The 24616-nt window shown below is 72.1% G+C and carries 16 protein-coding genes and 1 pseudogene; 14 read left to right on the forward strand and 3 right to left on the reverse strand.

Annotation, left to right across the window (positions count from 1 at the left end):
- Positions 1 to 478 precede the first annotated feature (478 nt).
- The 14 genes from AAG689_RS22895 to AAG689_RS22960 all read left to right on the forward strand — a co-directional run bounded on the left by AAG689_RS22895 (position 479) and on the right by AAG689_RS22960 (position 20558).
- Positions 479 to 1405: a cellulose synthase subunit BcsC-related outer membrane protein gene (locus AAG689_RS22895; RefSeq protein ID WP_406623925.1), complete on the forward strand. Its 927-nt coding sequence runs from the start codon at positions 479 to 481 to the stop codon at positions 1403 to 1405.
- A 52-nt stretch (positions 1406 to 1457) separates the two neighbouring features.
- Positions 1458 to 3215 carry a BcsE family c-di-GMP-binding protein gene (locus tag AAG689_RS22900; RefSeq protein ID WP_406623926.1) on the forward strand — a complete coding sequence of 586 codons (1758 nt, stop codon included), beginning with the start codon at positions 1458 to 1460 and terminating at the stop codon, positions 3213 to 3215.
- Positions 3212 to 3355, forward strand: a complete 144-nt coding sequence (locus AAG689_RS22905) for a hypothetical protein (RefSeq protein WP_406623927.1) — start codon at positions 3212 to 3214, stop codon at positions 3353 to 3355. Before AAG689_RS22900 ends, AAG689_RS22905 begins: the two co-directional genes overlap by 4 nt.
- Before the next feature lie 36 nt (positions 3356 to 3391).
- On the forward strand, positions 3392 to 4099 hold the full coding sequence (locus tag AAG689_RS22910) for a cellulose synthase operon protein YhjQ/BcsQ (RefSeq protein ID WP_406623928.1): 708 nt from the start codon (positions 3392 to 3394) through the stop codon (positions 4097 to 4099).
- Positions 4096 to 6669: a UDP-forming cellulose synthase catalytic subunit gene (bcsA, locus tag AAG689_RS22915; protein ID WP_406623929.1), complete on the forward strand. Its 2574-nt coding sequence runs from the start codon at positions 4096 to 4098 to the stop codon at positions 6667 to 6669. The genes AAG689_RS22910 and bcsA (AAG689_RS22915) overlap by 4 nt, the downstream gene beginning before the upstream one ends.
- A 77-nt stretch (positions 6670 to 6746) precedes the next feature.
- Entirely contained in the window at positions 6747 to 8312 is a 1566-nt protein-coding gene (gene bcsG / locus AAG689_RS22920; RefSeq protein WP_406623930.1) for a cellulose biosynthesis protein BcsG, read from the forward strand.
- A gap of 198 nt (positions 8313 to 8510) precedes the next feature.
- Positions 8511 to 9002: a cellulose biosynthesis protein BcsD gene (gene bcsD, locus AAG689_RS22925; RefSeq protein WP_406623931.1), complete on the forward strand. Its 492-nt coding sequence runs from the start codon at positions 8511 to 8513 to the stop codon at positions 9000 to 9002.
- Positions 9003 to 9022: 20 nt separating this feature from the next.
- On the forward strand, positions 9023 to 9598 hold the full coding sequence (gene bcsP / locus AAG689_RS22930; RefSeq protein ID WP_406623932.1) for a cellulose biosynthesis protein BcsP: 576 nt from the start codon (positions 9023 to 9025) through the stop codon (positions 9596 to 9598).
- The gene (bcsQ, locus tag AAG689_RS22935; protein ID WP_406623933.1) at positions 9595 to 10374 is read left to right on the forward strand and encodes a cellulose biosynthesis protein BcsQ; all 780 of its coding nucleotides are present in this window, start codon (positions 9595 to 9597) and stop codon (positions 10372 to 10374) included. The genes bcsP and bcsQ overlap by 4 nt, the downstream gene beginning before the upstream one ends.
- Before the next feature lie 2 nt (positions 10375 to 10376).
- Positions 10377 to 12587 carry a UDP-forming cellulose synthase catalytic subunit gene (gene bcsA / locus AAG689_RS22940; protein ID WP_020228840.1) on the forward strand — a complete coding sequence of 737 codons (2211 nt, stop codon included), beginning with the start codon at positions 10377 to 10379 and terminating at the stop codon, positions 12585 to 12587.
- Between the two features lie 17 nt (positions 12588 to 12604).
- A complete protein-coding gene (gene bcsB / locus AAG689_RS22945) occupies positions 12605 to 14911 on the forward strand; it encodes a cellulose biosynthesis cyclic di-GMP-binding regulatory protein BcsB (RefSeq protein ID WP_406623934.1) in 2307 nt (768 codons plus the stop codon).
- A 115-nt stretch (positions 14912 to 15026) separates the two neighbouring features.
- Complete coding sequence (bcsZ, locus tag AAG689_RS22950; protein ID WP_406623935.1) at positions 15027 to 16262, forward strand: cellulose synthase complex periplasmic endoglucanase BcsZ; 1236 nt, start codon at positions 15027 to 15029, stop codon at positions 16260 to 16262.
- Complete coding sequence (locus AAG689_RS22955; protein WP_406623936.1) at positions 16226 to 19465, forward strand: tetratricopeptide repeat protein; 3240 nt, start codon at positions 16226 to 16228, stop codon at positions 19463 to 19465. The genes bcsZ and AAG689_RS22955 overlap by 37 nt, the downstream gene beginning before the upstream one ends.
- 46 nt (positions 19466 to 19511) lie before the next feature.
- Positions 19512 to 20558 (forward strand): cellulose synthase subunit BcsC-related outer membrane protein, encoded by a 1047-nt coding sequence (locus tag AAG689_RS22960; protein WP_406626392.1) that lies wholly within the window; start codon positions 19512 to 19514, stop codon positions 20556 to 20558.
- A gap of 318 nt (positions 20559 to 20876) precedes the next feature.
- On the opposite strand, the gene AAG689_RS22965 is transcribed toward AAG689_RS22960, so the two are convergent.
- From AAG689_RS22965 to AAG689_RS22975, 3 genes and pseudogenes are all read right to left on the reverse strand, one after another.
- On the reverse strand, positions 20877 to 22559 hold the full coding sequence (locus tag AAG689_RS22965; protein WP_406623937.1) for a hypothetical protein: 1683 nt from the start codon (positions 22557 to 22559) through the stop codon (positions 20877 to 20879).
- Between the two features lie 147 nt (positions 22560 to 22706).
- Positions 22707 to 23249, reverse strand: coding sequence for a single-stranded DNA-binding protein (gene ssb, locus AAG689_RS22970; RefSeq protein WP_406623938.1), 543 nt, complete (start codon positions 23247 to 23249; stop codon positions 22707 to 22709).
- A 77-nt stretch (positions 23250 to 23326) separates the two neighbouring features.
- Positions 23327 to 24504: pseudogene (locus AAG689_RS22975) on the reverse strand (MFS transporter).
- Between the last annotated feature and the right edge of the window lie 112 nt (positions 24505 to 24616).

Here is a 24616-nt window from a genome sequence, read left to right on the forward strand (position 1 = left end):
GGCAGCATCTGGACGCGCGCGATGCCGGCGCGCAGCTCGCCCTGCTGCGCCTGTGGCAGCGCGTGCCCGCCATGGACGAGGCGCGCGCCCTGGCGCAGCAGCTGCTGCAGCGCTTCCCGCAGGACACCAGCGTGCTGCTGCACGCGGCCCGGCTGGAGCGTGCCGAAGACGCCTACGCCCCGGCGCTCGCCTACTTCCGCCAGGCGCAGGCGCTGGAAACGAATCCGCAAGAGCAGGGCAGGATCGCGCAGGACATCCACGCCATCGAGGCGCGCCGCCAGGCCTGGGTGGAGGTGGGCATGGAGCGGCTGCAGAAGAATTCCACCGCGGGCATCTCCACCCTGCGCGGCTGGGAGATCCCCGCCGTCGCCTGGATGCCCCGGGGCTACGACGGCCACCATTTCCTGCACGTGGACCAGGTGCGGCTCGACGCCGGCCCGCTGCCCCCTCGGCGCAGGACGCCGCCGGCTACGGGCAGGTGGCCGCGTGGCCCGAGGCCGCCTACCCGGCCGCACCGGGCACGCCGCGCGGCGACGGCGCCAACGTGGGCTTCGGCTACCGCGGCCGCGGCGTCGAGTGGGACGTGGGGGCCGTCGGCATCGGCATGCCCGTGACCAACCTCGTGGGCGGCATCGCGCGCAGCGAGTGGCGCGAGGACTTCAGCTGGCGCGCCGAACTCTCGCGCCGCCCGCTCACGGGCAGCCTGCTGTCCTATGCGGGCGTGCGCGACCCCATCACCGGGCAGGCCTGGGGCGGCGTGGTCGCCACGGGCGTGTCGGGCCGCGTCTCGCGCCCGTGGGCGGGCTACGGCACGTCGCTGAGCGCCGGCTACGCGCTGCTGCAAGGCCGCAACGTGCGCGGCAACACCCGCCTGCAGCTGCGCGCGGCGATCGACCGCGACGTGCTGCGCACGCCGCACCAGACGGTGAACGTGGGCGCGGCGCTGTCGTGGTGGAGCTACGCGCGCGACCTGTCCGAATTCACCTGGGGCCACGGCGGCTACTACAGCCCGCGCCGCTACCTGTCCCTGAGCCTGCCGGTGGAGTGGGGCGGGCGCAAGGGCGCGTTCACGTGGCTGCTGCGCGGCTCCGTGTCCGTCTCGCGCAGCGCCAGCCGCGCGTCGGACTATTACCCCGGCTCCCCCGCGCTGCAGGCGCAGGCCGCGGCGCAGGGCCACGCGCCGGTCTATGCGGGCGGCGGCAGCTCGGGCTTCGGCCGCTCGCTGCGCGCGGCCGTGGAATACCAGGCCACGCCGAACTGGGCGCTGGGCGCGCAGCTGTCGCTCGACCGCTCGGCCTATTACGCCCCCACCACGCTGGCGCTGTACCTCCGGTTCGCGCTGGACCCCGTGCGCGCGCCGCTGGAGAACCGCCCGCGCCCCGTGCAACCCTATTCCAGTTTTTGATGCAAAAAAGGAGCTGCCTGCGCTTGATTGGTAAGCGTTAGCACCGTTTTTTATGAATAAACCATCCTCCGTCACCGCCCTGCTGCGCTCCTGGTGGCACGGCCTGCGCAGCGGCCCCCGGCGCACGGCCCGGCCTGCCGGGCTGGGTGTGGACGGCCTGCCCCACGGCGTGGGCCGCCTGCCGGCAGGCGCGCCCGCTGCGCTGCTGGTGCAGGACGAGGCCTGCTGGCAGGACTGGCCGCCCGCCCTGGTGGCCGACCTGCTGGCTGCCGGGCCGGTGCTGGCGCTGGCCGCCCAGGCCGGCGACATCGACGCGCTGCTGCGCGTGCCCACGCTGGCGCAGGCGCATGCCGCCGGGCGCCTGCGCACCTGGCTGCTGCCGCCCGAGGCCCAGGCACAGCTGCGCCAGGACGGCCTGGGCGCGCTCGCCCAGGAGCTGGCGCGTAACGGGCTCGGGCCGCACACCAGCCTGTGCGTGCTGGATGCCCATGCCATGCTGGCGGGCGCCACGGTCGCCGAGCTGCAGCGCCTGGCGGGCCAGTGGCGCCGCTGGAGCGCCGCGCGGCGCCGGCCCGTGGCGCTGCTGCTGCCCCTGCACCGCGCGCAGGCAGAGGGCGGCAACAACCTGGGCGCGGCGGTGCGCGCACAGGCTGCCTTCCGCCACGTGGCCGAGCTGGGCACGCTCTCCGGGCGGCCGGTGCTCACGCTGTACCGCTGGGACGGCGGCCAGGGCGCCGTGTTCGACGCCCGCTACGACCTGCGCCGGGACGGCGGGCGGCTGTGCTACGACGGCAGCTTCTCCCTGGGAGCGCAGCCCGTGCTGGCGGACGCGCCGGACCAGTTCGCCGTCCACGCCACGCGGGCCAGCGTCGCGGGCCAGCGCGGCGTGCCCGCGACGTGGCAGATCGCCGACTCCCTCGCGGCGCTGGAGGAGGCCGCGCGCGGCGCGGCGGGCGCCACGGTGCTGATCGACGCGGGCGTGCCGGAGCAGTTTGCGGCCGTGGCCGCGCTCGTGCACCGCCTGCGGCAGACGCGCCCGCGCAGCCTGAAGATCATCGTGCGCGAGACCGAAGCCAAGCTGCGCGCGCACAGCGAGCAGGCGCTGCTGCGCCTGGGCGTGACCAGCGTCGTCTACCGCGAGGTGGGGTTCGCGCGCCTGCAGAAGCTCATCGAGGACGGCCGCCACCTCGTCTATGCCGGCGCCATCGGAAGCGACTGCGCGCAGACCCTGGCCGCATGCATGCCCGCCGCCGCGCGCGGCTACCAGCGGCCCGCGCGCTTCGTGCAGCTCGCCGGCGACATGCTGGCGCGCACCGAAGCCGCGGGCCTGTCCCACTGCCTGGTGCGGCTGCAACTGCTGCCGACGGTGGCCCACCTGGACGCCCTGCGCGCCTGCCGTGTGCAGCGCGACGGCGACCTGGTCACGGCCGACGCGCAGGGCCTCTGCGTCTTCCTGTTCGCCTGCCGCGAGTCCGACCTCGACCTGGCCTTGTCGCACCTGTTCACGCTGCCCCTGGGCGCGCTGTTCTCGTCCCAGGCGCAGGATGCCACCGCGGGCGGCATGGCCCTCATGCTGGAGCGCTTGCGCGGCGCGGCGGCGCGCCTGCCCGACTACGGGCCGCTGCTGGAGCCCATCGCCGCGCCTGCGCCGCGCGAGGCGCAGCCCGCCGCCGGGGCGGGCGGGGGCGCCGCGCTGCTGCCCGTCGTGGTTGCCGTGCTGGAGGAAGCGCCGCACCGCGGCGCCGCGGCGGTGCAGGTCAGCGCGCGCCCCATCGGGCGGCGTCCCGTGCGTGAGGAGATGGCCGCATGAGCCCGATCGGCTGGCTGCTCTGCCTGCTCGCCGGCGCGGCCGGCGCCGGGGCGTGCTGGTGGCTGTGGACCGCCCGCGTGCCACGCCGCCTGCGCTACCTGCGGCCCTACCGCCCCGGCCAGGAACGCGAGGAGGGTTGACATGCACCGCATCGCCTTCCTCTCCCCCTGGGCGGCGTGGGCCGCACCACGCTGGCCGCCCACGTGGCCACGCTGCTGGCGCAGCGCGGCCAGCCCACCCTGGCCATCGACCTGAGTCCGCAGAACGCGCTGGGCCTGCACCTGGGCCTGCAGGCGCCGCCCGCCAGCGGCTGGCACCCGGCCCAGGGCCGGTGGTGGGGCGACTGCGCGCTGGAGAATTCCGCCGGCGTGCGGCTGCTGCCCCATGGCGCATGGAGCGGTAGCGCGGAGGCCGCCCTTCACGCGCCCGGCTGGCTGCAGGCGCAGATCGCGGGCCTGGACCTGCCCCCGGGCAGCGCCCTGGTGCTCGACACGCCGCCGCTGCCCGCGCCGCTGGCGCTGCAGGCCGCGCAGTGCGCCAGCCTGGCGGTGCTGGTGGTCGACGCCTCGGTGCGCTCGCTGCGGCTGCAGGACGCGCTGCGGGACGCCATTGCCCAGCTCCCCGCCGGCGTGCGCTGGGCCGTCGCGCTCACGGGCGCGGACCCGCGCAGCGCCGCGCGCCGCGAGGCGCTGCACACGCTGCGCGCGCAGTGGCAGGACCACCTGATTCCCTATCCGCTGCATGCCGACGAGCACGTGCAACAGGCGCTGGCCCAGGCGCTGTGCGTGCACCAGCACGCGCCGCAGTCGCAGGCCGCGCACGACCTGCAGGGCCTGGCCGACTGGATCGCGCAGGCCTGCGGCCTGGACGGAGCGGCGCCGTGAGCCTGCACGCCGCGCTGACCTGGCTGGCCAACCGGCTGCAGGTGGCCGAGCCCCGGCGCTGGCCGTGCTGGCTGCTGCGGCTGTTCGTCAAGCCCTCCGCGCAGGCGCCCTGGGCCGCCCTGGCGCCCGCGCAGGTGCCGGACCCGGCGGCGTGGGCGGCCGCCAGGCTGGGCATGCCGCCCGGCGCGCCGTGGTGGCTGTGGCCGTGGCGGCTGTTCGTCAAGCCGCCCATGCCCTGGGCATGGGCCCTGCCCGCGTGGCTCGCGGCGCTGGGGGGCGGGCTGGCCTGGGCGCTGGCGGCCCTGTGGCGCGCCGCATCTGCCGTGCTGTGGCTGGCCCTGGCGCCGCTGCGCTGGGCTGTGCGCGCGCTGGAGCGGCTGGCCGCACGGCTGGAACGCAACGGCACGGCCGCCGCCTTCGGCCGGGCCACCGACCGCGCGCTGAGGCCCGTGCTGGCCGTGCCGGGCATGCGCTGGCTGGTGCTGGGCGTAGCGCTGGCCGCGGCGGCGGTGGTCATGACCACGCCGTTCAACGGGTTCGGCCAGCTCGTCTTCCTGCTGCTGGCGTGGATGCTGTCCATGGTGCTGCGCAAGCTGCCGGGGCGCTTTCCGTCGCTGGCGCTGGCCACCATCAGCCTCACGGCCATGGGCCGCTATGCGTGGTGGCGCATGACCAACACGCTGCAGTTCGACTCGGCCGTGGAGGCCTTCCTGGGCTACGGCCTGCTGGCGGCCGAGGCCTACACCTGGCTGGTGGTGGTGCTGGGCTTCGTCCAGACCGCCTGGCCGCTGCAGCGCCAGAGCGTCCCGCTGCAGGGCGCGCCGCTGGAGTGGCCGAGCGTGGACGTGTTCATTCCCACCTACAACGAGTCGCTGGACGTGGTGCGCCCCACGGTGCTGGCGGCGATGGCGATGGACTGGCCGAAGGACAAGCTGCGCGTCTACCTGCTGGACGACGGCCGCCGCGAGGCGTTCCGCGCCTTCGCGGCCGAGGTGGGCGTGCACTACATCGCCCGCGCCGACAACCGCCATGCCAAGGCCGGCAACCTGAACAACGCGCTGGGCATGACGCAGGGCGAGCTGGTGGCCATCTTCGACTGCGACCACATCCCCACGCGCTCCTTCCTCAAGACCTGCGTGGGCTGGTTCCAGCGCGACGCGCGCTGCGCCATGCTGCAGACGCCGCACCACTTCTTCTCGCCCGACCCGTTCGAGCGCAACCTGGGCACCTTCCGCCGTGTGCCCAACGAGGGAGCGCTGTTCTACGGGCTGGTGCAGGACGGCAACGACTTCTGGAACGCCACGTTCTTCTGCGGCTCATGCGCGGTGATCCGCCGCGCGCCGCTCATGGAGGTGGGCGGCATCGCCGTGGAGACCGTCACCGAGGACGCCCACACCGCGCTCAAGCTGCACCGGCGCGGCTACACCACGGCCTACATCAACGAGGCGCAGGCCGCCGGCCTGGCGACGGAAAGCCTCTCGGCCCACGTGGGCCAGCGCATCCGCTGGGCGCGCGGCATGGCGCAGATCTTCCGCACCGACAACCCGTTCCTCGGCAAGGGCCTCACGCTGTGGCAGCGCATCTGCTACGGCAACGCCATGCTGCACTTCTTCTTCGGTCTGCCGCGGCTGGTGTTCTTCACCGCGCCCATGGCCTACCTGTTCTTCCACCTGCACATCATCCATGCGCAGGCCGCGTTGCTGGCGCTGTACGTGCTGCCTTACATCCTGCAGTCGAACATCGCCAACGCGCACGTGCAGGGCAAGTACCGCCACACCTTCTGGGCCGAGGTCTACGAGACCGTGCTCGCCTGGTACGTGGCCCTGCCCACCACGCTGGCGATGATCAACCCCAAGCTGGGCAAGTTCAACGTCACCGCCAAGGGCGGCCTGGTGGAGCGCGCGTATTTCGACTGGACCACCTCGCTGCCCTACGCCGTGCTGGTGCTGCTCAACTCCGCCGCCTTCGTGGCGGGCCTGGCGCGCCTGCTGTGGTGGAACGCCGACGAGCCCGCCACCGTGGTGCTCAACCTGGTCTGGACGGCCTACAGCCTGCTCATGCTGGGCGCGGCCATGGGCGTGGCGTCCGAATCGCGCCAGGTGCGGCGCATGCACCGCGTGGACGCGCACCTGCCCGCCGTGCTCTACCTGGACGACGGCCGCGTGCTGCGCGCCACCTGCACCGACTTCTCCATGAACGGCCTGGGCCTGCAGGTGGACGGGGCGGCGCCCCTGGCGGCGGGGCAGCCGGTGCACGTGGGCCTGTGGTGGGACGGCACCGAATGCGCCCTGCCCGCCGAAATCGTGCTCGACAAGGGGCAGGGCGCCATCGGCGTGCAGTACGGCCCGCTCACGCGCGACCAGCAGATCGAGATGGTCCAGTGCACCTTCGCGCGGCCCGATTCCTGGACGCACTGGAACCGCACGCAGGACGTGGACCGCCCCCTGCTGGGCCTGCAGGAGATCGCCAGCCTGGGCCTGCGCGGCTACCGCACGCTGGGCCGCGCCCTGCTGCAGGCGGTGCGCGAGCGGGCAATGCGACGCAAGAAAACCATAGCTGCCAGCGCTTGATGCAAGCCGGTCTCATAGAGAAAACATAGCGAAATCCATGCAAAGCAAGCGCAAGCAGCTATCAAAACCATAGAACCATGAGTTACTGGAGCTTCTACTTTCTCGCCAAGGTCGGGCTGCACTACGCCGGCTACATCGGCTTCCACTGGCTGCCCAACCTGCTGCTGGCCCTGGCGCTGCTGGCGCCACCGCCCGCGGCGCGCGGCCTGCGTGCGCTGCGGCATGCGGCGGCGTGGTCGGCGGCCATCGGGCTGCTGTACTACGACTCCTACCTGCCCTCCCTGGGCCGGGTGCTCTCGCTCTCCCAGGGCCTGGCGGCCTTCAGCCTGGACTACATGGGCGAGCTGCTCGCGCGCCTGTGGAACTGGCAGGCCGTGCTGGGCCTGGCCGCGCTGGTGGCCGCCTATGCCGTACTGGCGCGGCGCATCCGGTTTTCCACCTTCGCGCTGGGCGGCATCCTCAGCGTGCCGCTGGCGGCGGCGCTCGCGCCCCAGGCCGGCGGCGCGCCGCCGGCTGCATCCGCGGCCACGCCGGGCGCCGTTGCCTCGGGCGCCGCCGCGCAGGACCCCGATGCCCAGCTCCAGGCGTTCTACGCCCACGAGCGCCAGCGCCGCCTGGACTGGACCCCTGCCGGCGCCCCGCCCGCGTTCGACATCGTGATGCTGCATGTGTGCTCCCTGTCGTGGGACGACCTGGACGTGGTCGGCATGCGCGACCATCCGCTGCTGCAGCGCTTCGACGCCGTCTTCACCCAGTTCAACACCGCCGCCAGCTACAGCGGCCCCGCCATGCTGCGCGTGCTGCGCGGCAACTGCGGCCAGGAGCCGCACGAGGCGCTCTACCAGGGCGCCGACCCGGCCTGCTACGTCTTCCCCAGCCTGGAGCGGCTGGGCTACGAGACGCATGCGCTGCTCAACCACGACGGGCACTTCGACGACTTCGCCAAGATGCTGCAGAACCAGGGCGGGCTGGCCGGGCGCATCGCCTCGCCCGAGGGCGCGCCCGTCCACATGCACAGCTTCGACGGCACGCCCATTTACAGCGACCTCGCGCTGCTGGAGCGCTGGAGCCGCGCCCGCCAGAGCGCGCCGGCAGGCGCCAGGCCCGAGGCGCTGTACTACAACACCATCTCCCTGCACGACGGCAACCGCGTGCCCGGCCTGGCCTCGCGCTCCAGCGTAGACACCTACAAGCCGCGCCTGTCCAAGCTGCTGGCCGACTTCGACCAGTTCATCAGCGGGCTGGAGCGCGCCGGCCGCCCCGTGGTCGTGCTGCTCGTGCCCGAGCACGGCGCAGCGCTGCGCGGCGACAAGCTGCAGATCTCGGGCATGCGCGAAATCCCCAGCCCGCGCATCACCATCGCGCCCGCCGCCATGAAGATCGTGGGCCTGCCCGCCGGTGCCGGCCACGATCCCGTGGTGGTGGACCAGCCCGTGAGCTACTTCGGCATCAACGCCCTGCTGGGCGACCTGCTGCGCGACAGCCCCTATGCACCCGGCGCCCGTCCGCTGGCCGAGCGCATGGCCCGGCTGGAAACCACCGCCTTCGAGGCCGAGAACGGCGAGATGGTGGTGCTGCGCGACGCCGCGGGCCGCTACCGCATGCGCACGGACAAGGGTGTCTGGGTGTCCTACACACCCTAGCGGACCCGTCCCGTACAGTCACCGCACGCAACAGGCGCCAAGGCGCCTGTTGCGTTTTTTGCAAGCTGCATTTACTTGAAGGTTGTTGAAGATTAAATAGGGAAAAACTATTTTGTTACATGTATGTTTAAATTAAAGTAATTGGAAACCATGGTCACGCCGGCTTTCCAGGCGTGCCATTTGCAGCCGAACGCCGTCATGACCACTTCATCCACCGTTGCGGGCGAGCTGTCCAGCTCCATGGAGCCCGCCTACATCCATCGCCTGCAGTGCTCCCGCCAGTGGCGCGGTTTCCTGGCCGCGCTGGCGGAGGAATTCGTCTCCGCCCTGCCGCCGCAGGAGCTGGCCACGCTCATGGCGCGCATCGGCATGCGCTTCGCCGCCGAGCATCCGTTGCCCGCGAGCGACACCGTGCAGGGCCTGCAGGACGCCATGAACCATGTGTGGAACGCGCTCGGCTGGGGCGTGGCGGAGCTCGGGCAGAGCCCGTCCGGCATGGAAATCACCCACCGCTTCTCGCCGCTGGCGGCCGCGTTCGGCGAGCCGCACGCGCCCTGGGCCACGGGGTTCCTGCAGGGGGCGTACCAGCAGTGGTTCGATGCGGCGGGCGGGGCCGGGCTGCGGGTGGAGGTCGCCGCCGCGGCCGACGCCCTGGGCACGGCCCGGCTGCGCCTGGCCGCGGCCGCGTGACCGGCAAGAAAGGGCATCTCATGCAACAGCCTGAAGACATCGCACATCTGTACCAGGAGTTCGGCGGCAGGCCCGATACATACCGCGAGCTCACGCGCACGCGCGACGCCCAGCAGGCGCGCGAGCGCTGGCCGCTGATTTCCGCGCTGGGGGACCTGTCCGCCGGCGTACCGCCGGTGCACCCCGGCGAGGCGCCGGGAACGGCGCCGCAGGAATGGCATGCCGCCCAGCGGCCCGCGCCGCTCCTGCAGCCCGAGCCGCCGCGCGGGCCCGTGGAACCCACGGGCCCCCTGCACGCCGCGGTGCAGGCCGTGCCGCCGGTGGTGGCGCCCAGCGCGCCCCCGGCCCCGCCGCTGTGGGGCCATGCCGCACCGCCCGCCCCCGTCGCGGCGCCTGCGCCCGTGGTGGCGCCGGTTCCCGTCCCGCCACCTGCGCCGGCGCAGCCGCCCGCTGCGGCAGCCCCCGTGGGCGGCCCGGCGCTCCAGAACCCGTCGCCGCTGTCGCGCCTGGCGCGGCCGGCCCAGCCCGAGGCTGCGCCGTCGGCCGGCCTGCAGCAAGTCTTCGCCCGGCTGCTGGGCACGAGAAACCGCCCATGAAGATCCTGACCATCGCATCGGCCAAGGGCGGGGTCGGCAAGACCACCGTGACCGAGAACCTGGCCGTGGCCCTGGCCCGGCAGACGGGCCGCACCGTGCTCGCCGTCGACCTGGACCCGCAGAACGCCCTCGCGCTGCACCTGGGCCTGGGCCCGCAGGAACTGCGCGGCCTGTCGCGCGCCAGCCTGTCCGGGCAGGACTGGCGCGACGCCTGCTTCGAACGCCAGCCGGGCCTGTACGTGCTGCCCTTCGGCGCGGTGACCGAATACGACCTGGCGGCGCTGGAGGCGCAGATCGCCGCCCGCCCGCGCTGGCTGCTCGACCACCTGCAGGCGCTGCAGTTGCCGGACGACGCGCTGGTGCTGCTGGACACGCCGCCCGGCCCGTCCGCCTACGGCCGCCAGGCCCTGGGCATCGCCCACTGGGTGATGGTGGTGATGCTGGCGGACGCCGCTTCCTACGCCACGCTGCCGCTCATGCAGCGGCTGGTGCAGACGCACTGCGCGCCGCGCCCCGACTTCGTGGACACGTTCTACCTGCTGAACCAGGTGAACTCCGCGCGCCAGCTCTCGCAGGACATCCTGCGCGTGCTGCGCGAGGCCGTGGGGCCGCGCTTCGCGGGCTCCATCCATGCCGACGAGGCCGTGCCCGAGTCGCTGGCGCTGGGCATGAGCGTGCTGGACCACGGGGCGCACAGCCAGGCCAGCCATGACATCCTGGCCTGCGCCGCCTTCGTGGCCGCGCGCATGCGCGCCCAGGCAGGCGCGGAGGTGTAGCCATGGCCACCGACCACAAGACCGTCGCCGACGAGATCGCGGACCGCAACCCGCGCAGCTTCGAGGCGCGCTGGCGCATGCGCGTGCACCGCATCGCCGACCAGCCCCTGTGGAACCACCCGCTGGCGCGGGTGGTGGCCGTGGTGGGCGCGGCGCTGCTGTTCGCCCTGGTGGTGAGCGTGCCGCTGGACCTGACGGGGCAGCTGCTCTTCTCGGCGGGCAGCTTCGGGGCCGCGCTGCTGCTGTCTCGCACGCCTGGGCGGCTGACCACGCTGGCCATGATCGTGCTGTCGATCTCCGCTTCTTCACGCTACATGTACTGGCGCGTGACCGACACGGTGGGCTTCACCAACTGGGTCGATGCCTGCTTCGGCTTCGGCCTGCTGCTGGCCGAGCTGTACGCCTTCCTGGTGCTGCTCATCGGCTATTTCCAGACCGCCTGGCCGCTGCAGCGCCGGCCCGTGCCCATGCCGCAGGACGTGGACACCTGGCCCAGCGTGGACGTGTTCATCCCCACCTACAACGAGCCGCTGGAAGTGGTCAAGCAGACCGTGTTCTCGGCCATGCAGATGGACTGGCCCGAGGACCGGCTGCACGTGTACGTGCTCGACGACGGCCGCCGCGAGGAATTCCGCGACTTCTGCGAGGAACTCGGCGTGGGCTACCTCACGCGCGACAACAACGCCCACGCCAAGGCGGGCAACATCAACGCCGCGCTGGCCGTGACCGGCTCGGACTACGTCGCCATCTTCGACTGCGACCACATCCCCACGCGCTCCTTCCTGCAGATCTGCATGGGCTGGTTCATCCGCGATCCCAAGCTCGCGATGCTGCAGACGCCGCACCACTTCTTCTCGCCCGACCCGTTCGAGAAGAACCTGGACACCTTCCACGTCATGCCCAACGAGGGCGAGCTGTTCTACGGCATCGTGCAGGACGGCAACGACCTGTGGAACGCCGCGTTCTTCTGCGGCTCGTGCGCCATCATTAAGCGCGCGCCGCTGCTGGAGGTGGGCGGCGTGGCCGTGGAGACCGTGACCGAGGACGCGCACACCGCGCTGAAATTGAGCCGCCACGGCTACAACACCGCCTACCTGGAGCTGCCCCAGGCCGCGGGCCTGGCCACGGAAAGCCTCTCGGCCCACGTGGGTCAGCGCATCCGCTGGGCGCGCGGCATGGCGCAGATCTGCCGCGTGGACAACCCGCTGTTCGGCCCGGGCCTGAAGCTGGGCCAGCGCCTGTGCTACTTCAACGCCATGCTGCACTTCTTCTACGGGCTGCCGCGGCTGGTGTTCCTCACGGCGCCGCTGGCCTACCTGTTCTTCAGCGCCCACGTGTTCCAGGCCACGGCCGCCATGATCACGGCCTACGCACTGCCCCACCTGATGCACGCGAGCATCACCAACTCGCGCATCCAGGGGCGCTTCCGCTACTCGTTCTGGAACGAGGTGTACGAGTCGGTGCTGGCCTGGTACATCATGCGCCCCGTGCTCGTGGCCTTCGTGAACCCCAAGCTGGGCAAGTTCAACGTGACGGCCAAGGGCGGGGTGATCGAGCAGTCCTATTTCGACTGGTCCATTGCGCGGCCCTACCTGATCCTGCTGCTGCTCAACCTGCTGGGCTTCGCCGTGGGCATCTGGCGCATGGTGGCCGTGGGGCCGTCGTCCGAGGTGTTCACCACGCTGGTCATCAACATGGTCTGGACGGCCTACAACATCATCCTGACCAGCGCCAGCCTGGCCGTGGCCAGCGAGACGCGCCAGGTGCGCAGCACGCCGCGCGTGACGGCGGCGCTGCCCGCGGCGCTGCGCTTCGCCGACGGCAAGACCCTGGTGTGCGAGACCGACGACTTCTCCCAGAGCGGCGTGGGCCTGCGGGTGCCGCAAGGCCTGAAGCTGGAGACCGGCAGCCAGGTGGAGGTGTCGCTGTTCCGCTCCGACGAGGAGGGCACCTTCCCCGCGCAGGTCACCTTCAGCGGCAACGGCCGCCTGGGCCTGCGCTTCGGGGAGCTGAGCCTGCACCAGCAGGCCGACCTCGCGCGCCTGACCTTCGCGCGCGCCGACGCCTGGATCGGCTTCTGGGGCAACCGCCAGCACGACAAGCCGCTCACCTCGCTCAAGAGCGTGATGGTGATCGGCATGCGCGGCCTCGGCCAGGTGGCAGCCAACACGCTGAACATCCTGCGCGGACGGCGCGAAGTGGTGACCAAGTAATCCATCGAAGACCAGCCATGACCGAGAAATCCCGCACCCCCTGGCGCATGGCGCCTGTCCTCGCCGCCATCGCGCTGCTGTCGGCACCCCTGTCCGGGCCCGGCGGCGCGCTGGCCCAGCCTGCGCCCGCCGCAGCTGCCCAGCCCGAGGCGCCGCCCGCCGCGGGGCGCAACTACCAGGTCACGTTCCGCCAGCTGGGCGCCGTGTTTCCGCTGCAGTTGCGCGGCGTGCAGGGCACGGGCGGCGTGCAGTTCGGGGTGCGCGGCGACGAGGTCGTCACGCGCGCGCGCCTGCACCTGAACTACGCCTATTCGCCCGCGCTGCTGCCCGAGATCTCGCACCTGCGCGTGCTGGTCAACGAACAGGTCGTCGCCACCATTCCCGTGCCCAACGAGCAGGGGGGCCAGGCGCTGCAGAAGGTGATCGACATCCCCACGCGGCTGATCGGCGAGTTCAACCGCCTGAACATCGAGCTGATCGGCCACTACACGATGGACTGCGAGGACCCGGCGCACACCAGCCTGTGGGCCAACGTGGGCAACGACAGCCTGCTGGAGCTGTCGGTGAACCCGCTGGCGCTGGCCAACGACCTGGCCTTCCTGCCCGAGCCGTTCTTCGACCGGCGCGACTCCCGCCCGCTCACCCTGCCCATCGTGTTCGCGGGCACGCCCGACGCCGCCCAGCTCGAGGCCGCGGGCACCGTCTCGTCGTGGTTCGGCGCGCTGGCGGGCTTCCGCGGAGCGTCCTTCCCGGCCGCCGTGGGGCAGATCCCGGCCAAGGGCCATGCCGTGGTGCTGGCGCTGGGCGCGCAGGGCGTGCCGGGCCTGAGCCTGCCCGCCGCCAGCGGCCCCTCGGTCACCATGGCCAGCCACCCGACCGACCCCGCCGCCAAGCTGCTGGTCATCAGCGGCCGCGACGCGCAGGAGCTCAAGCGCGCCGCCACGGCGCTGGCCGTGGGCGCGCCGGCGCTCTCGGGTCCGACGGCCGTGATCTCGGAGTTCAAGCAGATCGAGGCGCGCAAGCCCTACGACGCACCCAACTGGCTGTCCAAGGACCGCCCGGTCAAGTTCGGCGAGCTGGCGCAGGCGGAGATGCTCAGCGTGTCGGGCTATTCGCCGGACCTGATCCGCGTGAACTTCCAGGTGCCGCCCGACCTGTTCGCCTGGCGCAAGCAGGACATCCCCGTGCACGTGAAGTACCGCTACACGCCGCAGAACGGGGCCGACAAGTCCACGCTGAACATCAACGTCAACGAACAGTTTCTGCGCGCGCTGCCGCTGCGCGCGGCCGACTACACCCCGCCCGGCCGGGTGAACAGCTGGCTCGACCGGGTGCTGCCCGCGCCGGCACTGGCCGCGGGCGACCTGCTGCCGGCCGAGGACTTCTTCCGCGTGCCGCTGTTCAAGCTGCCCGCGCGCAGCCAGCTGCAGTTCCACTACTACCACGAGATCAAGAAGGAAGGCGCCTGCAAGGACGTGCTGCTGGACAACGTGCGCGGCACCGTGGAGCCCGACTCCACCATCGACATCACCGGCTTCTCGCACTTCCTGGCCATGCCCGACCTGGCGGCCTTCGGCAACAGCGGCTTCCCGTTCAGCCGCCTGGCCGACCTGTCGGAATCGGCCGTGGTGCTGCCGCCCAAGCCCGAGCAGGGCGACCTGAGCGCCTACCTGTCGCTGATGGGCCTGATGGGCAACGTCACCGGCTACCCCGCGCACGCCGTCACCGTGGCGCTGGGCAACGGCCAGCTCGACGCGCTGGCGGGCAAGGACCTGCTGGTCATCGCCAGCAACGCCAACTCGCCCCTGCTCGAGCAGTGGGCCCGCTACCTGCCGTTCAGCCTGAAGGCCGACACCAAGGGCTTCCGCCTGTCGGACTACGCGTCGCGCCTGCTCAACTGGTGGGACCCGGACCAGCGCGACCGCGCCAAGCCCGGCCGCAACGCGATCACCTTCACCAGCGCCAGCAGCGACGCGGTGATCGCGGGCTTCGAATCGCCCCTGCAAAGCGGGCGCAGCGTGGTGCTGCTGGCCAGCAACCAGCCCGCCGGCCTGCAGCAGGCCATCACGGCGCTGCTCACGCCCGACCTGCTCCAGCACATCCAGGGCAGCGCGGCGGTCGTGCGCGGCAAGCAGGTGGACAGCCTCGTGGCCGAGCAGACCTACCACGTCGGCCACCTGGACCCGGTCACGCGCGTGCAGTGGTGGCTGTCGCGCCACCCGCTGGCCCTCATCGTGCTGGGCGTGGCGGCGGCCGCCCTCATCGCCTTCATGCTCTACATCGTGCTGCGCGCCAAGGCCCGCGCGCGGCTCCAGAAAGGTTGAGACAATGCGAATTTAGGAGCTGGTTGCGCTTGCCTGCAAAGGGTTTTCGATCGTTTTCGTGCCGAAACCCGGGTGCAGCAAGCGCAAGCAGCTCCTGAATTTGATACGAACACGCATGCTGCCCGCCTCCCGCACCCCTGACACCGCCCGCGCGCCGCGCCACGCGCTGCGCGCGCTGGGCCTGTGGTGCGCGCTGCTGCCCGGCGCCATGGCGCAGGACGCCTGCACCACCGCCGCGGCCTGGCCGCTGTGGGACCAGTTCGTGCAGCGCTTCGTGCAGGACGACGGGCGCGTCATCGACTACACCACCGCGCAGCAGCATTCCACCTCCGAAGGGCAGTCCTACGCCATGTTCTTCGCCCTGGTGGCGCATGACCGTGCACGCTTCGACAAGCTCTGGGCCTGGAGCATCGCCAACCTCGCGGGCGGCGACATCGGCGCGCGCCTGCCCGCGTGGCAGTGGGGGCGCCAGGCCGATGGCCGCTGGGGCGTGGTGGATGCCAACCCCGCCTCGGACGCCAACCTCTGGTTCGCCTACGCCCTGGCCGAGGCCGGCCGCGTCTGGCGCGAGCCGCGCTACACGGCCCAGGCGCGCACGCTGCTGGCGCAGGTCGCCATAGAGGAAGTGGCCGACCTGCCCGGCCTGGGCCCCACGCTGCTGCCCGCGTCCAAGGGCTTTGCGCTGCGCGGCCCCGAAAGCCGCACCTGGCGGCTCAACCCCAGCTACCTGCCCGTGCCGCTGCTGCGCGCATTCGAGCGGCTCGACGCACAGGGCCCGTGGAAGGCCGTCGGCGCCAGCTTCCAGCGCGTGCTGGAAGGCACCACGCCCAAGGGCTTCGCCGCCGACTGGGTGGCCTACGAGGTGCCCGAGGGCGCCGCCCGCGGCGCCTTCGTGGCCGACACCGAGAAGGGCGACACCGGCAGCTACGACGCCATCCGCACCTACCTCTGGGCCGGCATGACGCCGCGCGGCGACGCGCTCGCGCCCGTGCTGCGCCGCCGCCTGGGCGGCATGGCCGCCGCGCTGCGCACCGCCGCCGTGCCTCCCGAGAAGGTGCAGACCGCCACCGGGCAGATGGAAGGGCAGGGTCCCGCGGGCTTTTCCGCCGCGCTCTTGCCCTACCTGCGCACGCTGGGCGCCACGGCCGCGCTCAAGGCCCAGCAGGAGCGCGTGCGCGCGCAGCTGCTGGAGGCGCCGCCCGGCGGCCAGCCGCCATACTACGACCAGGTCCTCGGCCTCTTCGGCACGGGCTGGATGGAACAACGCTACCAATTCCTGCCCTCCGGCAGGCTGCAATTACGCTGGGAAAAGGCATGTCCGCAAAGAAGCGCCACCACCAACACACCCTGATCCTGGGCCTCGTCGCCTCGCTCGGCGGCCTGGCCGTTCCGGCCCAGGCCCAGGACGCCGCCACCAAGACGCTGATCGAGCAGGGCCAGTACTGGCAGTCGCGCGGCGACGCCCAGCGCGCCATCGAGAGCTGGCAAAAGCTCCTGCGCGTGGACCCGAACCAGCCCGACGCCCTCTACGGCATGGCCCGCGCGCAGATGCAGGGCCAGCACGTGGAGGAGGCCCAGCGCTACCTGGAGCAACTGCGCCGCGCCCACCCCGGCCACCGCCTGGTGGAGCGGCTGCAGCAGGAGATCGGCGTGCAGCGCAACAGCGCGCAGGTGCAGCAGGCGCGCGACCTGGCCCGTGCCGGCCAGGCCGAGCAGGCCATGGGCAGCTATCAAGCCGCGCTGGGCAACCAGGCGCCCACCGGCCCGCTGGCGCTGGAGTACTACCAGACGCTGGGCGGCACCTCCGGCGGCTGGGACGAGGCCCGCCGCGGCCTGGAGCGCCTGGCGCGCGAATCGCCCGACGACGCCAAGATCTCCCTGGCCCTGGCCCAGCACCTCACCTACCGCGAAGCCACGCGGCGCGAGGGCATCGCCCAGCTCGCCCGCCTGGCCGGCCACCCCGAAGTGGGCAAGGCCGCCACCGACAGCTGGCGCAAGGCCCTGGCCTGGACGGGCAGCCGCGCGGCCGACATTCCGCTCTATCAGGCCTTCCTGCGCGCCTATCCGGGCGACGAGGCCATGCAGACCCGCCTGCGCGAGATCGAGGCGCGCCAGCGCACCGCGCGCGCCGGTGCCGCCGCCGCGCGCGACCCGTTGCGCCAGCGCAGCACCGAGGGCTTCAAGGCGCTGGAGGACGGCGACCTCGAAGCCGCCGAGGCCGAATTCCGCAGCGTGCTCGAAACCCGCCCCAACGACGGCGACGCGCTCGGCGGCATGGGCGTGCTGCGCCTGCGCCAGGAAGAGTTCGCCCAGGCGCGCAGCTACCTGGAGCGCGCCACCCGCCAGGGCTCGCCCGCGCGCTGGAAGCAGGCGCTGGACAGCGCCACCTACTGGACACTGATCGAGCAGGCCCGCGCCGCGCGCGAGGCGGGCGACCTGGGCAACGCGCGCCAGCTGCTGGACCAGGCCGTGCGCCTGGATGCCCGCGAAGTCACTGCCGAGAACGACCTGGCCGACGTGCTGGCCGAGCTGGGCCAGCTCGAAGCCGCCGAGGCCGCCTACCGCCGCGTGCTCGCGCGCCAGGCCGACAACCCCGATGCGATCCGCGGCCTGGTGGGCGTGCTGTCGCAGACCGGCAAGGCGGCCGAGGCGCTGCAGCTGGTCGAGCAGCTCACGCCCAGCCAGCAGGAAAAGGTGGGCGCCCTGGGCCGATTGCGCGCCGCGCAGGCTTTGGGCCTGGCGCGCGCCGCCGCCGAGCGCGGCGACGACAATGCCGCGCGCGTCGCCCTGGAAGACGCGCTGCTCAACGACCCCGGCAACCCCTGGGTGCGGCTGGACCTGGCGCGCCTGTACCTGAAGATGGGTGCCATCAACGAGGCGCGCGGCGTGATGGACGGGCTGCTGGTGTCCAACCCGCACATGCCCGAGGCGCTGTACGCGAGCGCGCTGCTCGCCTCCGAGGCGCGCGACTGGACCGGCGCGCTGGCCACGCTGGAGCGCATTCCCGAAAAGAACCGCACGCGCGACATCGCCGCGCTGCAAAAGCGCGTCTGGGTGCACGTGCAGGCCGACGCCGCCGCCGCGTTGGGCCGTGAAGGCCGCGTGCAGCAGGCCCAGTCCGTGCTGGCCCAGGCCGAGCCCTTCGTGGGCCAGGACCCGGAGCTGCTGGGCACCGTGGCCCTGGCCTATGCCGACGCGGGCGACCCCAACCGCGCGCTGGCCATGGTGCGCGAGATGCTGGCGCGCACGCCCCGCCCCGACACCGGGCTGCGCCTGCAGTACGCCGCGGCGCTGCTCAAGACGCACCAGGACGTGGAACTGGCCGGCATCCTGCGCCAGCTGCAGGACACGCCCATGTCCGCGCAGGAGCGGCGCGGCTACGAGGACATCCGGGTGGGCTACATCCTGCGCCAGGCCGACGCGCTGCGCGAGGCCGGCGACCTCGCCGCCGCCTACGACACCCTGGCCCCGCTGCTGGCCGAGCGCCCGAACGATCCCGACGTGGTCGGCGTGCTGGCCCGCATGTACGCCGACAACGGCGACCACGCCCAGGCCATGCAGCTCTACCACCGCCTGCTGGAGAAGGACCCGCGCAACCTCAAGCTGCTGCTGCCGGCCGCCTCGGCGGCCACGGCCACCAAGGATTTCGCCTATGCGGAATCGGCCATCCAGGTCGCGCTGCAGCTGGCTCCCAATGATCCCGAGGTGCTGACGTCCGCCGGCCGCCTGTACCGCGCCAAGGGCCAGTCCACCAAGGCTGGGCAGTATTTCGCGGCCGCCATCGAGGCCGAGAACCGCCAGCGCGCGGTGCTGCTCGGAGCGGCGGGGCAGGGTGCCTCCGCCTGGAACGCCGCGGCGCCGGGCGGCAACCCTTTCCGCCGTACCGCCCTGTCGAACTGGGGCGGGCGCACGCCTTTCCCCACGGCCGTGCCCGTGGCCGCCGCGCCCATGGCGTATGCCGCCGCGCAGCCCATGCCCGCCATGGCCGCCGGGCCGCAGCCCTACATTCCCCAGCCCGCGGGGGCGGCGCGCTTCCCCATGGCCGCGCCCGCTGCCGTGCCCCTGGCCACGCCCACCAGCTACTACGGCGCGGTTGCTCCTGCGGCACCGTCCGCAGCTGCCGCAGCGCCCCAGCCGGCCGCCGGCCGCCGGCCGCGCAGCGTCCAAGGCGGCTCCGCAGGCACGCGCCGCGCTGCCGGCGGCCCGGACCGCCGCCGCGGCGGCGCCTGCATACGCTGCACCCGCTGCACCCGCTGCCGCGCCCGCAGGCTACGTGGCCCCCGCTGCCGCACCGGCGCCGCTCTACGTGCCCCAGCCCGCCACGGGCTACGTGACGCCCCAGGCCGCCTATGCCGCCTCCGCGCAGGCGGCGCCTGCACCTTCGCTGTGGGCCGCGGCGCCCATGCCGGCCCCGGCCGGGGTGCCGCAGCCCGCGCGCCCGCGCTCGGCGCTCGACGAGCTGTCCGAGCTGCAGGAGGGCCGCACGCCCATGCTGTCCGTGGGCGTGGTCGGCCGTGCGCGCCAGGGCGAGTCCGGCATGAGCCGCCTGACTGATATGCAGGCGCCGGTGGAGCTGAAGTTTGGCGCTGGCGACGGCATGATGACCCTGCGCGCCACGCCCACGGGCGTCAGCTCCGGCACGCCCGACACCACCTACGGCACCCTCAGCCGCTTCGGCGGCGGCCCGGCCACGGCGCTGGACATGCCGCTGCGCTCGCCGGGCTCGCAGAACGACAACGGCGTGGGCCTGGGCATCGGCTACGAGACGGCCAACCTGGCCGTGGACGTGGGCACGCTGCCGCTGGGCTTCCGCCAGAACGACATCATGGGCGGCGTGCGCTACCGCATGGGCCTGAGCGACCAGACCACCCTCACGGGCGAGCTCTCGCGCCGCCCGGTGACGGACAGCGCGCTCTCCTTCGCCGGCGCGCGCGACGCGCGCACGGGCGAGCGCTGGGGTACGGTGTCCGCCAACGGCGGCCGGCTGGACCTGACCTGGGACGACGGCAGCTTCGGCACCTACGCCATCGGCGCGCTGCACAGCCTGCAGGGCCACAACGTCCAGTCCAACTACCGCGCGGAACTGGGCGGCGGCATGTATTGGCGCGTTCATCGCACCACCGATTCGGCCTTCACCGCGGGCTTGAATTTCACGGGCATGGCCTACGACAAGAACCTGCGCTACTTCACCTACGGCCACGGCGGCTACTTCAGCCCGCAGCAGTTCCTGGCTATGAGCGTGCCCTTCGACTGGGCGCAGCGCAGCGGCCGCCTGAGCTACCAGATCAAGGGCGCCTTGGGCGTGCAGTATTTCAAGGAAGACGCGGCGCCGTACTTCCCCACCAGCCGCACGCGCCAGAGCGCCGCCGCACAGGCCGCGAGCGATGCTGAGGCGTTCGGCGAGGTGGGCGCCAACACCACCGCCATCTATCCGGGCCAGAGCAAGACCGGCCTGGGCTACAACCTGGGCATGGCCATGGAGTACCAGCTCCATCCGCAGCTGTTCATCGGCAGCCACCTGTCGCTGGACAACGCGCGCAACTACCGCCAGTTCACGGGCGGGCTGTACGTGCGCTATGCGCTGCAGCCCTACACGGGGCGCCAGGCGCTGCCGGTGAGTCCGCTGAAGTCGCCGTATTCGTTCTGATCGGCAGGCGGCTTTCCAAAGAACAATCCCTCGCCACGCGAGGGATTTTTTCGCCCGTGGGCAGGGGGCGAGCGCTGCGAGTGGATTCAATGGGCATGTAGGCGGACGAGCTTCATGCCCTTCTGATCGAGGGGCTGGCTGATCGACAGAATGTGCCGGCCGACGCTTCACTGGCGAAACGCTGCTACCGCCCTTCGGGCCCTGGCGGGGGAACGCTACCCCCGAAAGAAAAATCCCTCGCATAGCGGCGAGGGATCTGTCATTTGTCGTGGACGCGTGGCGCTACCGGCAACGTAGCGCCACGGGCCTATGCGGTACTCAAGGTGCCGGAAGTTTCGTGCCCACGAACACCGTGTGCGCGCGCTGGCCGGACTGGAACAGGCCCGCCGTCAGGATGCGCAGGCCGACCACTTCGCCGTTGGCATCGAAGATGGCAGCTGCCGAACCCGATTGCGACGGCCCGGTCGACAGCTCGCAGCCGATGGAGTTGGCCGGCTTCGCGTCATCCAGGAAGCCAAGGGCTTCCACCCGGTACAGGTTCTGCTTGCCCCCGTCCAGGTTGCCCAGCAGCTTGCCCACGATCTGGCACTCGTTGCTGGTGACGCCTGTGATGGAGCCGTCCACGGCGATGTCGATGTCCACCTGGTGGCCGCCGAAGCTGCTGCCGGCCATGCGGTAGCTGCCGACGATCATGTTGATGTCGGCTTGCCCGGCACGGCGGGTGGGCAGCGTGTAGATGGAGTCGGGCTGCATCGTGAATCGTGTCGGATAGCCGCCTGGCTGCGTGGGGTAGCTGTAGGTGCCCGTCAGGCGATTCGCGATGCCGTTCGCCGCGGCGCTCTCCACCGTGGCATCGACCAGCACGCCGCTGACGTAGCCGCCCAGGTAGCCGCCCGTACCGTCGAGCAGGCGGTCGAAGAACACGCCGTCGTTGGCCGTCACGAACCGGTTGGTCGTCTGGTCGTTGTTGTAGCGGATCAGGCGCCCGTAGAGCACGTTGTGGTTGAAGCTGCTGTTCGTGTAGAAGAACATGCCGCCGTCGGGCAATACCGTGCCGTGGATGTCCAGATCGCCCGTCACGCCTGCGGGCAGCGTCAGCGTGCCGGCCCAGTTGCCCGCGGCCGACAGCGGCGTGGGGGAGGGCGTGGTCGGCTGGCGCGGATCGGCCAGGCCGTTGAGCACGAAGGTGTTGTCCGTGCCGATGGAGTTGCGCGTGAACACCCAGATGCCGTTGGGCACGTTGTTGGCGTCGAAGCGCAGCACCGCTACGCCCGACTGCTGCGAACTGCGGTAGCCGCACGAAGTCTCGTCGCCCGTCAGGTTCATCGTCACCGAATACAGCGCCGAGTCCTGCGAGCGCGGCGTGGCTGTGCCCTGCACGTTGCAGCCGCCCACCCGGCCGGACAGCACGCCGCGCTCCGTCACCGTGAAGACCCATTGGCCACCGAATACGCCCGATCCCCGGTAGGTGCCAGCGATCAGGTTGGCTCGGGCCGGATAGTCGTTGAGCTTGCTGTAGTTCAGCTTGAACGAGGTGGGCGTGCCGGTGGCCGCTGCCGTGCCCGCCGGGCTGGTGTAGTTGCCGCTGATGAGCACCGTCTTGCCCGTGGCTGCGTTGGGCGAGGCCGTGCCGCGCAGCGTGATGCCCGGGGCGAACTTGCCGTCCTGCACGGAGAAGTAGGTCACTCCCGTGGCCTGCACCGCCGTCACGTTGGTGCGCAGCAGGCCATAGAGCCCGTCGTAGCCCGCAGCGCCCGCAGCGCCGCGCGCGAGGTAGAACTCTCCGCCCTTGCCGTCTTCGCCGCCGTCGATGAAGCCCACCATCGTGCGCTGGCTCAAGCCCGTGCCCACCGTGCCTTCCCAGAACCCGGCGGGGTACTGCTGCGTGCCCACCGGCGGGCCGACGTCGTCGCCGCCGGAACCTCCGCCGCAGCCCGCGACCAGCGCGGCCAGGCACAGGGAAAGCAGGGAGCGGGGACGGGCGAGGGAGGGAAAGCGCATGGGGTCGGCCTTGCAAGGGGAAGGGCGGCACCCACGCCGCCCGGTTCGGACAGGCGCGCCTTCGCATGCATCGCGGCGGCGCGCCGATCCGATTATGTTATTTCAATAGCTGCTGCAATCGATTGAAATAAACGATGACGCACCGCCTCAGAACGGAATGTCGTCGTCCATGTCGTCGAAACCCGACGCCGCGCGCGGCGGCTGGGCCATCGGGGCCGGCGCGGGGCGGGTTGCCGGGGGCGCTGCGGGGCGCGGCGCAGGCGCGGCGCGGCGCGGGGCCTCGTAGCCGCCGCCGTCTCCACCGCCGCCGTAGCCGCCGTCGTCATAGCCTCCACCCGCACCGCCGCCCGCACCGCCGCGGCTGCCCAGCATCTGCATGGTGTCGGCGCGGATTTCGGTGGTGTAGCGCTCCTGGCCGCTCTGGTCGGTCCACTTGCGGGTGCGCAGGCTGCCTTCCACATAGACCTGCGAGCCCTTGCGCAAGTACTGGCCCACGATCTCGGCCAGGCGGCCGTTGAAGACCACGCTGTGCCACTCGGTGGCTTCCTTGTTCTCGCCGGTATTCTTGTCGCGCCAGCGGTCGGTGGTGGCGATCCGCACGTTGGCCACCTGGTCGCCGCTCGGGAAGGTGCGCATTTCGGGATCGCGGCCCAGGTTGCCGACGATGATGACTTTGTTGACGGATGCCATGCTGCTAGTGCCTTCGCTTCGGGAAATGGGGTTGGCGCCTACTGTAGCGCGCCAAACGGCCGATTGTGCACGCTCCTTCAGTGGCCCCCGCGCCCCACGGGCCGCAGCGGCCAGGTCAGCAGCAGCCACAGCGCCGCCAGCACGGACGTAGCGGCGAACAGCCCCGGCGCCCCCCCCATTTGGCCAGCAGCCCGCCCAGGGCCCCACCCGCGAACAGGCCCAGCGACTGCAGCGTGTTGTAGGCCCCCAGCGCCGCGCCGCGCAGCGGCGCCGGCGCCATGCGCGAGACCAGGCTGGGCTGCGTGGCCTCCAGCGCGTTGAAGCCGCAGAAGAACAGGAACAGCAGCGTGCCCAGCACCGCCAGCGTGGGCGTGGCGCCGCTGGCGGCCAGCAGGCCCAGGCCCGCCTGCACGGCCAGCACGAGGCCGATGGCGATGAGCAGCGCCGCGCGCAGGCGCCCGCGCCGTTCCATGGCGAAGAGGCCGCCCATGGCGGCGAACGACAGCACCACGGCCGGCAGGTAGGCCTGCCAGTGCGCGTCCTTGGGCAGCCCCGCCTGCACCAGCATGGCGGGCACGGCCACCCACATGGCCATCTGCACCGTGTGCAGCGCGAACACGCCCGCATTCAGGCGCAGCAGATCGGCATGGCGCCACACGTCGGCCAGGCGGCCGCGCGGCGCGCCGGCGTGGCGCGCGGGCTCGGGCGGCACCACCCACAGCACCACGGCGATCCCGGCCAGCGCCAGCGCGCAGGTCAGCCCGAACAGGCCGGCCAGGCCCATGTGCGCGGCCAGCGGCGGCGCGGCCACGAGGGCGATGGCGAACATCAGCCCGATGCTCGCGCCCACCAGCGCCATGGCCTTGGTGCGCACCACGTCGCGCGTCTGGTCGGCCAGCAGCGCGGTGACGGCGGCAGACACCGCGCCCGCGCCCTGCACCGCGCGCCCGATCACCAGGCCGGTCACCGAATCGGCCAGCGCCGCCAGCAGGCTGCCCGCCGCGAACACCACCAGCCCGGCCACGATCACGCGTTTGCGCCCGAAACGGTCGGACGCCAGGCCCAGCGGCAGCTGCAGCACTGCCTGCGTGAGGCCGTAGATGCCCATGGCCAGCCCGACCAGGGCCGGGTCGTCGCCGCCCGGGTACTTACGCGCCTCTAGCGCGAACACGGGCAGCACGAGGAACAGGCCCAGCATGCGCAGCGCGAAGATCAGCGCCAGGCTGATGCTGGAGCGGCGCTCCAGCGGGGTCATGGAAGTGGAAGCGGCGGGGGAAGGCACGGGGAGGCGGTGGGGCGGATGGGCGAAAGCGGGGATTTTCGCCCATGGCGCAGGCTATCGAGCCAAATAGGCCTCCAGCGCTTGC

This window comes from Acidovorax sp. SDU_ACID1 (genome assembly GCF_045291395.1).
Taxonomy (GTDB): Bacteria; Pseudomonadota; Gammaproteobacteria; order Burkholderiales; family Burkholderiaceae_C; genus MR-S7.